This window comes from Ensifer sp. CCNWLY38, assembly GCF_037120565.1.
GTDB classification, from domain to species: domain Bacteria; phylum Pseudomonadota; class Alphaproteobacteria; order Rhizobiales; family Rhizobiaceae; genus Ensifer; species Ensifer adhaerens_H.
On the sequence record NZ_JBBBBO010000001.1, the window covers coordinates 41,719 to 55,066 of the forward strand.

A 13,348-nucleotide genomic window follows, 5' to 3' on the forward strand; every position below is an offset into this window, starting at 1 on the left:
TAACGGATGGGACCTTACTGAGTTCTGTCCGGAAGATGAATTTTTGGTAATGTTCGGCGACAGCGAAGATGGACGCTGCTCAAGCCCGTTCCAAAGCGTGGGCCATCACAAATGGCTCCGCTCTCCAACCGGAGAGATCCCCAACGGTTTCAACATGTTGGCCTGGAGACGAGGAGCGCGAAGCGGCAAATTGCGCCACGTCGCTTTTGGCAGACGTCAGGGCTGAAGCAGTTTCTTCAGCTTTTCCTTTTCATCCTCGGAAAGCGGTGTTCCCTTTGCTTGGGCTCCGCGGCGGCGGGCCGCAATGACAAGGGTGATCGCCCCGACGAGCAGCAGGGTCGCCGGCATGCCCCACAGGATCAGCGTCTTTGTCTCGAAGCGCGGCTTCAGCAGCACGAATTCGCCGTAACGGGACACGACATAATCGATCACCGCTTCATCGCTGTCGCCATTGGCCAAGCGCTCGCGCACGAGCACCCGCAGGTCCTTGGCGAGCTCGGCATTGGAATCGTCGATCGACTGGTTCTGGCAGACCATGCAGCGGAGCTCGGCCGAGATCGCCCGCGCTCGCGCCTCAAGCGCCGGATCAGCAAGCACTTCGTCCGGATTGACCGCGAAGGCCGAGCCAACAGGCGAAAGGAGCAGCAGAAGCGCCAGCAGCAGACGGGTCATTCGGCGGCTCCCACCGGTACTGTCTTCGGCCGCTTGGCCCGGGCCGGCGCGCCGACCCGCAGGCGACGGTCGCTCAAGGACACGAAACCGCCTGATATCATGAACAGGGTTCCACCCCAGATGCAAAGGATCATCGGCTTCCACCAGATGCGCACGACGATACCGCCTTCGCTGATCTGGTCACCGAGCGAAACATAGAGCTGGCTGAGCCCGAAGGTCCGGATGCCGGCCTCCGTCGTCGGCATGCGGCGTGCCTGATAGAGGCGCTTCGACGACCAGACTTCGGACACGGCAACGCCGCCGCGGCTGATGGTAAAGTGACCGGATTCTTCGGTGTAGTTCGGGCCGCTACCGTTACGCATGCCATCGAAGCGCAGGGTGTAGCCACCGGCATCGACCGTCATGCCGGGCTTCATCTCGACCACGGTCTCGGTTTCGAACGCCGTGACGGCGACGATGCCGATCAGGGTGACGCCGAGGCCAATGTGGGCAAGCGCCGTGCCGAAGGCGGAGCGCGGCAGGCCGGTGAAGCGCCGCCAGGCCACGTTGCCCGCGACCTTGCCAAGACCGGAGCGCAAGCCGAGATCCGTCAGGGAACCGGCGATCAGATAGACGCCAAGAGCGATGCCGAAGACCGCCAGGACCGGGCCGCCATTCATTGCGTAATAGTAGCCGGTACCGAAGACGAGACCGATCGCAACCGCAGCGAAGAGCCGCTGGGCGACGCCGACGAGGTCACCGCGCTTCCAGGCGAGCAATGGACCGAACGGCACGGCGAAGAGCAGCGGCAGCATCAAGAGACCGAAGGTCATGTTGAAGAACGGCGGACCGACGGAGATCTTGTCGCCGGTGAGCGCCTCCAGCACCAGCGGGTAGAGCGTGCCGGTCAGCACCGTCGCCGTTGCCGTCGTCAGGATCAGGTTGTTGAAGACCAGCGCGCCCTCGCGCGAAATCGGCGCGAAGATGCCGCCGGCTTTCAGGTGCGAGGCGCGCAAGGCGAAGAGTGTGAAGGCGCCGCCGATGAAGAAGACGAGGATGGCGAGAATGAAGATGCCGCGGGTCGGATCCGTGGCGAAGGCATGAACCGAGGTCAGCACGCCTGAACGTACGAGGAAGGTGCCGAGCAGCGACAGCGAGAAGGTCATGATCGCGAGCAGCACTGTCCAGATCTTCAGCGCCTCGCGCTTCTCCATGACCAGGGCCGAATGCAGCAGCGCCGTGCCCGCAAGCCAGGGCATGAAGGACGCGTTTTCCACCGGATCCCAGAACCACCAGCCGCCCCAGCCGAGCTCATAGTAGGCCCAGTAGGAGCCCATGGAAATGCCGGCAGTGAGGAAGGTCCAGGCAGCAAGTGTCCACGGGCGGACCCAGCGCGCCCAGGCGGCATCGATGCGGCCCTCGATCAGTGCCGCGATCGCAAAGGAGAAGCAGACGGAGAAGCCGACATAACCGAGGTAGAGCAACGGCGGATGAATGGCGAGCCCGACGTCCTGCAGGATCGGGTTCAGGTCCTTGCCCTCACCCGGCGCCGGGATCAACCGCGCAAACGGATTGGACGTCAGCAAAATGAAGAGCGCAAAGGCCATGGCGATCCAGGCCTGGACCGCAAGCACATTCGCCTTCAACGTTTCCGGCAGGTTGCGCCCGAAGGCTGCGACCAGCGCCGAGAAGAACGTCAGGATCAGCAGCCACAGCAGCATCGATCCCTCGTGGTTCCCCCACACACCCGAGATCTTGTAGATCAGCGGCTTTAGCGAATGGGAGTTTTCCCAGACGTTGCGAACCGAGAAGTCCGAGGTCACGTAGGCGAAGGTGAGCACGACGAAAGCGAAGGCGACCAGCAGAAAACAGGCGACCGCTGCGCTCGACGCCAATTCCATCAAGCCGCGATCGTTCAGCCGCGCTCCGAGGATCGGCAAAGCGGCCTGGATGACCGCCGTCGCCAATGCCAGGACCAGCGCGTAATGTCCGAGCTCGATGATCATTTAATGGTTTCCTTCCCGCTGAGCTCAACGCCCTGGGCCTTCAAGCGGTCGGCGACATCCTTCGGCATATAGGTCTCGTCATGCTTGGCAAGAACCGTATCCGCCACGAAAACGGAGCTCCCTTGAACGAAGGCTCCCTCCGTCACCACGCCCTGCCCTTCGCGGAACAGGTCGGGCAGGATGCCCGTGTAGGTTACCGGCACGCCGGCAAGCGTATCGGTGACGGTGAAGGTGACCGTCTTGCCGTCGCCGCGCTTCACCGACCCTCCTTCGACCACACCGCCGAGGCGGATGCGCGTACCCGGAGAAACGTTCGCCTTGGCGAGGTCGCTCGGCACGTAGAAATAGGCGATCGCCTGGCTGAAGGCGAACATGACAAGAAAGGCCGCGAGAACCAGGAAGCCGACCCCGCCACCGATGATCGCCAATCTTTTTTGTTTGCGCGTCATTGCGTCACTCCATCGGTCGCAATCCCGAGTTCACGAGCCAGCGCCAGGAGCTGCTTGCCCCCATCGCCACCGGCTGGGAAGGTTTTCAGGCCCTCCTTTAGCGCCGCCGCAGCCTTGTCTCGTTGATCAAGGACAACATGGGAGCGGATCAGTCGCGCCCAGCCTTCGAGGTTATCTGGATTTTCCTTGAGGCGGCTTTCAAGGCTTTCGACCATGCCGCGGATCATTTCCTGACGATCGCCGGAGCCCATGCTCTCGGCGGCCGCGACATCCTCGGCGCTCGGATTGCCCGGTGCAGCAGCGCTGCTGGTGCCGGCGCCCGTCAGCTCTGCCACATGCTGCTTGACCAGCGGCAGCCAGGGCGCATCCGCAGGCGACGTCGCGACCAGCCTGTTGAAGGCAGTCAGCGCCTCCTCCTTCTTGCCTTCCTGCTTGAGACCGAGGGCAAGGTAGAATTCCGAGCGCGGATCATTGGGGTCGAGCGTCAGTGCCTGCCGGAGCGCCTCCTGCGCCTTCGTCGTCACGAGGCCGTCGGATTGCACGACGAGCGCCTCCGCGTATCCGCCGAGACGCGCCGGCGTCGGCCCGAGCAAACGGATCGCCCGATCATAGGCGTCAACCGCCTCCTCAATGCGACCGTTGCGCATGTAGATCGGCGCGAGCAGATCCCAGCCGGCGCCGTCGTTGGGGTTCACCGCCAGGTGGTTTTCAGCCTTGGCGATCAGGACATTGATGTCGCCGTTGGGATCAGCAAGACGAGCGGCAAGCGGCTGCGCCGGCACGCCCGGGCTGCCGGTCAGCAAATAAAGACAGAGCCCAACTGCGGGAAGACAGAGGAGCACGAATACCTGGGCCAGACGATTGGCCCCGCGCCGCGGCGAAACAGCCGTCGCCACATCGCGATCGCTCTCACCCGCTGCCAGCAGTCGGCGCGCCACTTCGGCGCGCGCAAGCTCGGCATCATCGCTGCCGATCAGGCCGCTGTCCTGATCGCGCTTCAGTTCGTCGAGCTGGTCGCGATAGACCTCGATATCATGGCTGTGGGGAGACGATGGTGCTTCCCCTGCCCGCATCAGCGGGAGGATCAGCACGGCGGCGACGGCCGCCGTCAAAGTGGCGACGAGGATCCAGAACAACATGGACGCTCAATACTATGAGGTCCATGCCATTCCAACTCGAAAACCCGTCATGACGGAGATTTGAGGCGTTTCGCCGCAACAGCCGGCCAAGCCGCGCCTGGCAACTCTCGGACGCCTCAGAGAAGCTGCGCTCAGGTCAGCGGCGTCCAGCTGCCATCGGGATTGCGGCAGGCGGCACCGCGGGCCGTCTTCGCCTGGGTCTTGATCGTGACGGTATGGCTGTACTGGCGGCAGTTCTGCGATCCGACCTGATAGGGAGCGGCCGCAACGACGGAACCGCTGACGCCGCGTCCGTTCCAGGTGACCGGCTGGCCACCCGGTGCCGCCTCGAGCGCGCGATACTCCGCCTCGAGCGCCCGCTGGCGGTCGGACGTACCGATATCGATATCGGCAAGTCGACCGATCACGCCGCCCTGAAGCGCAGCGATGTAGGTAGTCGAGGAGACACCGCGGGTCGCGGTCGAACCGAGGCCGGCGACACCACCCTTGCCGCCCGCGGTCGTGCCGCAACCGGCAAGAGCCACGGCCGACGCGATCACCACGATCCTACCGCCAACGACAAAAGTCCGTGTCATTTCTGCCTGGTTCCTCATGATCCGCGACACTCAACAATCCCTATCCGAAGCCGCATTCAAGAACCCATCCATTCGGGTCAAATGACGACTTGTCCTTGATTTTCTTTTGGCATTCCCCGCCTGCCGAGGCAACGGCGTGCCCTGCCGATGTGACATTTTCGAGCACGGGTGTGACACCTAGATCACGAAACCGCGCACGCCCATCCTCATCTTGCTCTAGGCTGCGGCCGGCAACAGGAGCTGCGCCCGCAATCCCCCTTCGTCCCGCCGAGACAGCGTAATGGTGCCTTGATATTCCCGCACGATCTCGCTGACGATCGAAAGCCCGAGCCCGGTTCCAGGCTTGCTTTCGTCAAGCCGCTTGCCGCGCTTCATCGCCAGCGCGATCTGGTCGGGATTGAGCCCCGGGCCGTCATCATCGATGTCGAGCACGATCCACTGCCTCCCGGGCTCCTTCGCGTGCAGTTCGATCGGCGCCGGCCGCACGTTCAGCCACACCTCGCCACGGGCGTGGCGGGCGGCATTTTCAAGCAGGTTGCCAACGGTTTCCTCGACGTCCTGCAGTTCCATCGCGAGCACCAATGCCGGCGGATTGATCGACAGATGGACCTGCTTTTCCGGGTTCAGCTTGCGCATCACCCGAACCAGACGCTCAAGCGCCGGCTGCGCCTCGGTCCTCGCCAGGACGGATTCCCGCTGCGCCGCGATCCGCGCGCGGCTCAGATAGGACTGAACCTGCATCTGCATCGCATCGACCTGGTTCCGCACCAGTTCGCCATGCGACGCATCGAGCACCCGGGCCTCGTTGAGGAGCACGGCGATCGGGGTCTTCAAGGAATGCGCGAGGTTGCCGACCTGCATGCGCGCACGCTCGACGATGCGGCGGTTGCTGTCGATCAGTGCGTTGACTTCGTTGGCCAGCGGCTGGATTTCGCGCGGGAAGGCTCCATCGAGCCTCTCGCTTTCGCCGGTGCGGATCTTCTCCAGCGAGCGACGGACCTGATCGAGCGGACGCAGGCCGAAGAGGATGGTCAGCGCGTTCACCCCGAGACCACCGAGACCGAAGATGGAGAGTGCGATGGTCAGGTTGCGGGTGAAGCGATTGATGTCGGCTTCGAGCACGTCGCGGTTGCCGGCCACGCGAAAACGCGCGGTGTGGCCTTGAATGTCGAGCACGACCTCGGTCTCGGACACCTCGACCTCGTTACCGAACGGATCCTTGGTGGTGTAGAACCGGACGTAGCCGGTGTCGAACGGAACCTCATCGACGCTGGCGATCGGCAGCTTGCCGTTGCCGAGCGACGTCGAGATCAAAGGCGGTGTGTCGAATTCGCCGATCGGATCGACGATCCAGTACCAACCGGTCTGCGGCTGCGAAAAGCGGAGATCGCCGAGCTGCGGGCTTCCAGAGAGCACCGTCCTCTCGTTGACCGAAATCGAATTGACGACGTTGAAAAGCTGCGCGCGCAAAAGGTCCTTGAAGCCGCGCTCGGAGCCCTGCCGATAGAGTTCAGAAATGACCACGCCGATCACCACCAGGGCGACGACCGCCCAGACGGTGGAAACCGCCAATACGCGGGCTGTGAGCGATCTAATTGCCATTGCCTGGCGCTTGCATTCGGTATCCGAGACCGCGCACCGTTTCGATCAGGTCGTTGCCGATCTTCTTGCGCAGCCGGCCGATGAACACTTCGATCGTATTGGAATCGCGGTCGAAATCCTGATCGTACATATGCTCGACCAGTTCCGTGCGCGAAACGACCTGGCCCATGTGGTGCATGAGATAGGAGAGCAGCCGGAACTCGTGCGACGTCAGTTTGAGGGCCACGCCATCGACGGTTGCCTTGGACCCCTTGGTATCGAGGCGCACCGGGCCGCAGACGATCTCCGAGCTTGCATGGCCGGCAGCACGGCGGATCAGGGCGCGGATGCGGGCGAGAACCTCTTCGACATGGAAGGGCTTGGCGACATAGTCATCGGCGCCGGCATCGATGCCCGCGACCTTGTCGCTCCAGCGATCGCGCGCCGTCAGGATCAGCACCGGCATGGTCTTGCCGTCGCCGCGCCACTTCTCCAGAACCGTAATGCCATCCATCTCCGGCAGGCCGATATCGAGGATCACGGCATCGTAGGGCTCGGCATCGCCGAGATAGTGCCCCTCCTCGCCGTCATAGGCCTGGTCGACGACATAGCCGGCCTCCTTCAGCACCTCGGCGAGCTGCCGGTTCAGGTTGGCGTCGTCCTCGACAATCAGAATGCGCATTCGTCTCTACTTCCTCTCGCGGCCATCCCCGCTGCTTGTTTCGTCAAATCCTAGCCGATTTAAGGACAGAAACATGCAGGCATTTAAAGCGCTACAGCGACCTTGTCGCGTCTGACAAGACGCACGGCACTGGAGAGAGCGCTTACATCGGCACCTTGACCGTCACCTTTTTCGGTCGCCCGCCGTTACCGGGAACGAGCACCGTGATCACGCACTGGCCATCCGACGTCGGTTGTGCCGACAACAACTCGCCGCCGGTGTCGGCGACCACCTGTGCAGCGGCCGCGCTGCAATCGCCGGCCACACGGACGACATTATCCGACGGCACATTGATCGCAGGCGGGCTGAAGCCCGCGAGGCCTGCAGCAAGCGCGGCTATGATCACTGGTGAAGACATGAACGCACTTTCGACTTGGGAAGCATCATGGCAGAAGCAATAACCGAATGAGGCTGAATGGCAAATGAATGTCGGCCTTCCGACCCGCCAGGCACCCATTGGGAAAACCCACAGACCCAACCGGAATTCCGACCCTAGATTGCAGCGATTCCGTCCCTGACGGAACCCGGGCCACGGCCCTCGTTCGGCAAGCGATGGCCACTTCATGCGACGGTTTCATCTGTGCGGCTGCTGAGAGAACAAAGCTTGAAGCTCTCAGGCCTTGGTCGTGGCAGCCTTTTGTTAAGTATGTTTCGCTAGCCTTCAGACGTCGTCATAGGATGGCGCGTCGCGATGGCCAGGCCATCCGCCATAGCCCGATCGCTGAGGCAACACATCAAGCAGGAAGCGATTCCTGATTCCTTTGAACCCCTTGGCGGCGATCATTTGAAAATTGAGTCAACACCCTGCGAGGTTGAGTCAGGTTGATCGCGTCCGGATTCCAGTAGCCTGACTAAGCCCCTGACACCCTTCGATTTCATGGCGATGGTTTTCGCCACCTAGGGCGCAAGCGTGCCGACTTTCGGCATATCCTATTCGTGCCTGAATACGTAAAGATTGGCGTTCGCGCGCAAGAAAACACGTTCGCAAAATTACTTCAAAAGAACAGCCAATTTAGTCGCATCTGCACTACCACATCTGCGAATTGACGGACGGCTGTGGATCAACGAAAAATTAATCGATTTAAATATTTTTCAATCGTTTAAATGATTTAAGCCACTGATTTACAAAGCCTTTACGATATGAAATTGTCCGCCGCATCAAACGTCATGAAACCGTCATAGGCCCGGGAGGATCGGATGCAGACGCTAGCGAACAACCAGCCCGCATCTCAGCAGTCCAAAGTACCGCAATCGCTGCTCGACCGTTTCGAAAACGAATGGCGCGCCATGCGCGCTGCTGGCGAAAGCACCCCGAAGCCGATCCAACCGGCTGAATAACGCCTGTCAACGGCGCATCGATTGTCGCGCGCCATGACCCTCCCAACATAGAGAAGACGCAACACGGAGTTGAACCTTCGGGTCGGGATGAAGCACGTCCTGCAACGCCGCATGTTCCGTCGTCGCCCGACCGGATCGCCGCCGTCGCAAGTGCCGCGGCCCGTCGATTTTTGTGGCGATTTTCAGCCTTTTGGCCATTCGGAAAAACCATGTTACTCTTCCCGAATGCTAACCGAAGAGATGGAAAAACTCGCGCTAAGCTTGCCGGGAACGGAAGAAAACGCGCATTTCGGCACACGGGACTTCCGGGTGGGCAAACGCATTTTCATGACCTTGCCCGAGGCGGGTCGGGCGGTCTTCAAACTCACGCCTGACCAGCAGCGTATGCTCTTGGAAATGGAGCCCGGGGTCTGCGCTGCCGTGCCCGGCGGCTGGGGAGACCGTGGCTGGACCTCGTTCTACTTCGTCGAAGCGGACGAGGGTCTCGTGCGCCAGTCGATGGAAACCGCCTGGCGCAACGTCGCGCCGAAAAACCTCGTCAAGAAGAACGGTGGCAGCCACTAGGCTGGATCGAGAAAAGCGAGCCGGCTCACCTGAGTGCGAAGCGCTCCGTCTGCACGGCGATAGCGAAACGCCGGCCAGTCGCTTCTCAATCGACGCTTTCCTGTCCCACTTCCAGCGGCCAGGTAACGAGATAATCTTCGTAATCTTCGATATCGATGCCATCCTCGGCGACGGTGCGGCCACGCACCGAAATGCCGGCAGCATGGACCGTGTCCGGGTCGCCTGAAACCAGCGGGTGCCACCAATAGAGATCGCGCCCCTCGGCAACGAGGCGGTAACCGCACGTCGGCGGCAACCAGGTGATCTCGCGCACGGCCTTGGGTGTCAGTTGGATGCAGTCGGGCACCGTCGCCTGCCGGTTTTCATAGTCCTTGCAACGACAGCTCTCGCCATCGAGCAGGGTGCAACGGATCGAGGTCCAGGCGATCTCGCCGGTATCCCAATCCTCCAGCTTGTTCAGACAACAGAGCCCGCAGCCGTCGCAAAGGCTTTCCCACTCCGTATTGGTCATGTCCTCAAGGCTCTTCGCCTTCCAGAAAGGCATTTCGCCCATCGTCATCACACTTTCGTCAAATAGCCCGCGATACAGAAATTTCGCAGAAAATTGCCGGTTTTTTAAGGCCGGCGGCGCGATATGCAAGTAGATTGGAATTTGACGTCGTGCAAATATTGCCCGGCGCCGGCATGATGCCACAAAGCCTTCAGGACGTTGAGACGTGCGGGAACCGAGGAAAGACGATAACCGGCCGAAAAAACGGCACATCTTTCTCAGGGTCGACTCCTGGATCGATTCCACGGTCTGGAATGCCGGCTTCAAACTATCGCAATGGTGGGAAGATACCACCATCTTCTTCCGCCGTTTCCGCGTCACGGGCTGGAAAAAGGTCGTCTTCGAGGTGCTCGGCGAAGCCATGAACTGGGGTACGGTCGGCTCCGTGCTGATGCTGGCGCTCGCGCTTCCCGCATTCGAGGAGACAAAGGGCAACTGGCGCGCCCAGAGCGACTTCGCCGTCACCTTCCTCGACCGCTACGGCAATGAAATCGGCCACCGCGGCATCATTCACGAAGATTCCGTGCCGATCGACGAACTGCCTGACCATCTGATCAAGGCGGTGCTCGCGACCGAAGACCGACGCTTCTTCGACCATTGGGGCATCGACTTCCTCGGCCTTGCCCGCGCGATGACCGAGAATGCCCGCGCTGGCGGTGTCGTCCAGGGCGGCTCGACACTGACCCAGCAGCTCGCCAAGAACCTGTTTCTCACCAACGAACGCACGATCGAGCGCAAGATCAAGGAAGCCTTCCTGGCGGTCTGGCTCGAATGCAACCTTTCGAAGAAGGAAATCCTGAGGCTCTATCTCGACCGCGCCTATATGGGCGGCGGCACCTTCGGCGCGGCAGCGGCCGCGCAGTTCTATTTCGGCAAGGCGATCACCGATGTCAATCTGGCGGAATCGGCGATGCTCGCCGGCCTCTTCAAGGCGCCGGCGCGTTACGCGCCGCACGTCAACCTGCCGGCCGCGCGCGGACGCGCCAACGAGGTTCTGAGCAACCTCGTCCAGGGCGGGCTGATGACCGAGGGTCAGGTGATTGCGGCGCGGCTCACTCCCGCCACCGTTATCGACCGCGCCCAGGTAAAGGCGCCCGACTTCTTCCTCGACTGGGCCTTTGACGAAGTCCAGCGCATCGCCCGCCCCTTCGCGCAGCATTCGCTGATCGTGCGCACCACGATCGACATGGGCCTGCAGAACGCTGCCGAGGACTCGGTGGAATCGAGCCTGCGCCAATATGGAGAGAGCTTCCATGTGAAGCAGGGCGCGCTCGTGATGCTCGAAAATGGCGGCGCGTTGCGGGCCATGGTCGGCGGCCGCGACTACGGCGAGAGCCAGTTCAACCGCGCGACCCGCGCGCTGCGGCAGCCGGGTTCCTCCTTCAAGGTCTACACCTACGCTGCGGCGATGGAGAAGGGCATGACGCCGGAAACGGTCGTCGTCGACGCGCCGATCACCTGGCGCGGATGGTCGCCGCAGAACTACGGCCGCAGCTATGCCGGACGTATCACCATCCTGACGGCGATCGCCAAGTCGATCAACACCATCCCCGTGCGCCTCGCCAAGGACAAGCTCGGCACCGATCTGATCGCTCAGACCGCCAAGAACATGGGCATCGAAACACCGCTGCGCACCGACAAGACCATGCCGCTCGGTACCTCCGAAGTGACCGTGCTCGATCAGGCGACCGCCTATGCCGTGTTTCCGGCCGGAGGCATGCAGTCGCGTCGGCATGGCATCAGCCAGATTCTCAACTATGACGGCGACATTCTTTACGACTTCGGGCGTGACGAACCGCCGGCCCGGCGCGTGCTTTCGGAAACCGCAAATACATCGATGAATTCGATGCTGACGCAGATCCCGATTATCGGCACCGCGCGCAAGGCCGCCCTCGACAACGGCATCGTCGTCGGCGGCAAGACCGGCACGACACAGGCCTATCGCGACGCCTGGTTCGTCGGCTTCACCGGCGACTATACGACCGCCGTCTGGTTCGGCAACGACGACTACACGTCCACCGACAATATGACCGGCGGCTCGTTGCCGGCGATGACCTTCAAGCGGCTGATGGACTATGCCGAGCAAGGCATCGAGCACCGCGCTATTCCCGGCGTCACCGCCCCGACGGCGCCGGCGAAGCAGCCAGAGGTCGCGACGGCCAAGCCGGACGAGAACGCCCTGCCGCCACTCGTCCGCCCGCGCTCGTTGTCGGCCGAGGTCACCCGCCTGCTGCGCACGATCGGCGAGACCTTCGAAAAGGCCCCGGCACTGAAAGCGCCAGAAAAGGCCGGCGGCAGGCTCGCCGCCCTCGGCGCTGCCGAAGAAAAACGCTCCGGACAGACGGACCCCAATGCCGCCAGCAACTAAAGTCTCCCGGCCAGGCCTGCGGCATCCATCTCATCGTGAGGTCGCGCAGGCCCCGTCAGTCGCCGTTGCGCCGGGCGCCAATTTCGGCGAGATATGGAGGCAACCCCATGTTGCCCCGCCACAGAACGATTTCCGATAGAGCTGCCCTTGTTTCGAATCCCCTTCCTCGTCGCCCTCGCTCTTGCCATCGCCTTCGGCGGCGGCATTGCCTCGGCCGTATGGGCGCTGAAGGCGACCGTCGGTTTCGGATCGATCGCGATCGGCCCGTGGGTCGCTTTTCCGGAAGCACAGACGATCAATGCCGATCCCTATGCCAAGGCGCACCGGGCGCGCGCGGGAGAACTTCTGTACGGTGGCGCCGAAGGATTGATGTTCAGCGCGCAGACCGACGACAAGGGTCAGAAGCTCCAGGCGACCTGCTCCTATGACGTCACAGGGCTGACGCCGCAGGCTCGCTTCTGGACGCTCTATGCCGCGAATGCCGACGGCCTGCCGTTGCGTCCAGGCTCAGATCTGCCCTCGGCCCTCAACTCCTGGACGGTGCTGCGCAGCGAAAACAGCAATTTCACCATCCATGTGTCGCCGAACGCCCAGCCGGACAATTGGCTGGCCGTGCGCCATGCGGGCACCTTCCGGCTGGTCCTGACGCTGCTCGACACGCCGACTGCGGGTTCCTCCGGCCTGATAGACCTCGCCATGCCTGTTATCACCAAGACCGGGTGCGGCGATGCGTAAGGTTCTCTTCGCCACGGTCCTCGGCCTCGTCGGCGCCGCCCTGCTGCACATCATCATCATCCTGTCGCTGCCGCAGTTTACCGGCCGCGACGCCTATACCCGCGTGCTGGGGCTGCTCGAGATGGACAGTTTCTTCGCGCTGACGAGCACGCCGGGGTCGACCGGCCTTGCCAATGACGATCCCTACCTCAGGACGGCCGTTTGCAGCTTTTCGATCTCGGACGGGCCGGCGCGCTTCCTCGCCAGCGGCAGCGTGCCGTTCTGGTCGCTCGCGGTCTTCGACAGCAATTCGAACGAAGTCTTCAGCATGAACGACCACACGGCGGTCAACGGCAAGCTCGACCTTGTCGTCGCGACGCCGATCCAGCTGGTGGAACTGCGCAAGTCTCCGCCGGAGGCGCTGGCACAATCGATCATGGTGGAGATGAAGGAACAGGACGGCTATGCCGTTCTGAGAGCGATGGCGCCAGTCGACAGTTTCGAGGAGCAGGTCCGCAATTTCCTCGCGGAATCAAGCTGCGAGCCTTTTCGGCGCTAGAGCGACCTTAGTGCGTTCATTTGACGTGAAGGCTTGACCGCGCAATCGCGGTTGCGCGCGGCAGACAGCCACGCAAAGACTAGTTCAGTTCAAGAATTATGGTGAAGGGCCCTGATGTTTCGGGCCAAGGACG

General features: G+C 62.2%; 14 protein-coding genes. 5 read left to right on the forward strand and 9 right to left on the reverse strand.

The genetic code is table 11. The features are described from left to right. Nucleotides 1-216: 216 nt before the first annotated feature. The 8 genes from V7S54_RS00175 to feuN form a co-directional block, all read right to left on the reverse strand. On the reverse strand, nt 217-672 hold the full coding sequence (locus V7S54_RS00175) for a cytochrome c-type biogenesis protein (RefSeq protein ID WP_065372484.1): 456 nt from the start codon (nt 670-672) through the stop codon (nt 217-219). Continuing rightward, entirely contained in the window at nt 669-2,657 is a 1,989-nt protein-coding gene (locus tag V7S54_RS00180) for a heme lyase CcmF/NrfE family subunit (protein WP_065372485.1), read from the reverse strand. Before V7S54_RS00180 ends, V7S54_RS00175 begins: the two co-directional genes overlap by 4 nt. Next, a complete protein-coding gene (ccmE, locus tag V7S54_RS00185; RefSeq protein ID WP_065372486.1) occupies nt 2,654-3,106 on the reverse strand; it encodes a cytochrome c maturation protein CcmE in 453 nt (150 codons plus the stop codon). The genes V7S54_RS00180 and ccmE overlap by 4 nt, the downstream gene beginning before the upstream one ends. Beyond that, on the reverse strand, nt 3,103-4,245 hold the full coding sequence (gene ccmI, locus V7S54_RS00190; RefSeq protein ID WP_065372487.1) for a c-type cytochrome biogenesis protein CcmI: 1,143 nt from the start codon (nt 4,243-4,245) through the stop codon (nt 3,103-3,105). The genes ccmE and ccmI overlap by 4 nt, the downstream gene beginning before the upstream one ends. A 131-nt stretch (nt 4,246-4,376) precedes the next feature. Next, complete coding sequence (locus V7S54_RS00195; protein ID WP_065372488.1) at nt 4,377-4,820, reverse strand: hypothetical protein; 444 nt, start codon at nt 4,818-4,820, stop codon at nt 4,377-4,379. A 216-nt stretch (nt 4,821-5,036) separates the two neighbouring features. After that, the gene (locus V7S54_RS00200; protein ID WP_065372489.1) at nt 5,037-6,422 is read right to left on the reverse strand and encodes an ATP-binding protein; all 1,386 of its coding nucleotides are present in this window, start codon (nt 6,420-6,422) and stop codon (nt 5,037-5,039) included. Continuing rightward, nucleotides 6,412-7,083: a two-component system response regulator FeuP gene (gene feuP / locus V7S54_RS00205; RefSeq protein WP_034789361.1), complete on the reverse strand. Its 672-nt coding sequence runs from the start codon at nt 7,081-7,083 to the stop codon at nt 6,412-6,414. The genes V7S54_RS00200 and feuP overlap by 11 nt, the downstream gene beginning before the upstream one ends. 142 nt (nt 7,084-7,225) lie before the next feature. Then, on the reverse strand, nt 7,226-7,480 hold the full coding sequence (gene feuN, locus V7S54_RS00210) for a two-component system FeuPQ modulator FeuN (RefSeq protein ID WP_057250394.1): 255 nt from the start codon (nt 7,478-7,480) through the stop codon (nt 7,226-7,228). An 839-nt stretch (nt 7,481-8,319) separates the two neighbouring features. On the opposite strand from feuN, the gene V7S54_RS00215 reads away from it, so the two are divergent. Both V7S54_RS00215 and V7S54_RS00220 read left to right on the forward strand, forming a co-directional pair. Next, nucleotides 8,320-8,460 carry a hypothetical protein gene (locus tag V7S54_RS00215; RefSeq protein ID WP_173515957.1) on the forward strand — a complete coding sequence of 47 codons (141 nt, stop codon included), beginning with the start codon at nt 8,320-8,322 and terminating at the stop codon, nt 8,458-8,460. Nucleotides 8,461-8,685: 225 nt separating this feature from the next. Continuing rightward, a complete protein-coding gene (locus V7S54_RS00220) occupies nt 8,686-9,024 on the forward strand; it encodes an MmcQ/YjbR family DNA-binding protein (protein ID WP_065372490.1) in 339 nt (112 codons plus the stop codon). Nucleotides 9,025-9,109: 85 nt separating this feature from the next. On the opposite strand, the gene V7S54_RS00225 is transcribed toward V7S54_RS00220, so the two are convergent. Then, complete coding sequence (locus tag V7S54_RS00225; RefSeq protein ID WP_057251076.1) at nt 9,110-9,577, reverse strand: YcgN family cysteine cluster protein; 468 nt, start codon at nt 9,575-9,577, stop codon at nt 9,110-9,112. Between the two features lie 163 nt (nt 9,578-9,740). Between V7S54_RS00225 and V7S54_RS00230 the strand changes: the two genes are divergently transcribed. The 3 genes from V7S54_RS00230 (at nt 9,741) to V7S54_RS00240 (ending at nt 13,215) form a co-directional block, all read left to right on the forward strand. Then, nucleotides 9,741-11,942, forward strand: a complete 2,202-nt coding sequence (locus tag V7S54_RS00230) for a transglycosylase domain-containing protein (protein ID WP_065372491.1) — start codon at nt 9,741-9,743, stop codon at nt 11,940-11,942. Nucleotides 11,943-12,089: 147 nt separating this feature from the next. Further along, entirely contained in the window at nt 12,090-12,677 is a 588-nt protein-coding gene (locus V7S54_RS00235; protein ID WP_058325572.1) for a DUF1214 domain-containing protein, read from the forward strand. Next, complete coding sequence (locus V7S54_RS00240) at nt 12,670-13,215, forward strand: DUF1254 domain-containing protein (RefSeq protein WP_065372492.1); 546 nt, start codon at nt 12,670-12,672, stop codon at nt 13,213-13,215. Before V7S54_RS00235 ends, V7S54_RS00240 begins: the two co-directional genes overlap by 8 nt. Nucleotides 13,216-13,348: the final 133 nt, after the last annotated feature.

Coding starts and splice junctions, on each gene's coding strand:
- V7S54_RS00220 (WP_065372490.1), top strand. CDS start 8,686: ATGCTAACCGAAGAGATGGAAAAACTCGCGCTAAGCTTGCCGGGAACG.
- V7S54_RS00175 (WP_065372484.1), bottom strand. CDS start 672: ATGACCCGTCTGCTGCTGGCGCTTCTGCTGCTCCTTTCGCCTGTTGGC.
- ccmI (WP_065372487.1), bottom strand. CDS start 4,245: ATGTTGTTCTGGATCCTCGTCGCCACTTTGACGGCGGCCGTCGCCGCC.
- ccmE (WP_065372486.1), bottom strand. CDS start 3,106: ATGACGCGCAAACAAAAAAGATTGGCGATCATCGGTGGCGGGGTCGGC.
- V7S54_RS00240 (WP_065372492.1), top strand. CDS start 12,670: ATGCGTAAGGTTCTCTTCGCCACGGTCCTCGGCCTCGTCGGCGCCGCC.
- V7S54_RS00225 (WP_057251076.1), bottom strand. CDS start 9,577: ATGGGCGAAATGCCTTTCTGGAAGGCGAAGAGCCTTGAGGACATGACC.
- V7S54_RS00195 (WP_065372488.1), bottom strand. CDS start 4,820: ATGACACGGACTTTTGTCGTTGGCGGTAGGATCGTGGTGATCGCGTCG.
- V7S54_RS00180 (WP_065372485.1), bottom strand. CDS start 2,657: ATGATCATCGAGCTCGGACATTACGCGCTGGTCCTGGCATTGGCGACG.
- V7S54_RS00200 (WP_065372489.1), bottom strand. CDS start 6,422: ATGGCAATTAGATCGCTCACAGCCCGCGTATTGGCGGTTTCCACCGTC.
- feuN (WP_057250394.1), bottom strand. CDS start 7,480: ATGTCTTCACCAGTGATCATAGCCGCGCTTGCTGCAGGCCTCGCGGGC.
- feuP (WP_034789361.1), bottom strand. CDS start 7,083: ATGCGCATTCTGATTGTCGAGGACGACGCCAACCTGAACCGGCAGCTC.
- V7S54_RS00215 (WP_173515957.1), top strand. CDS start 8,320: ATGCAGACGCTAGCGAACAACCAGCCCGCATCTCAGCAGTCCAAAGTA.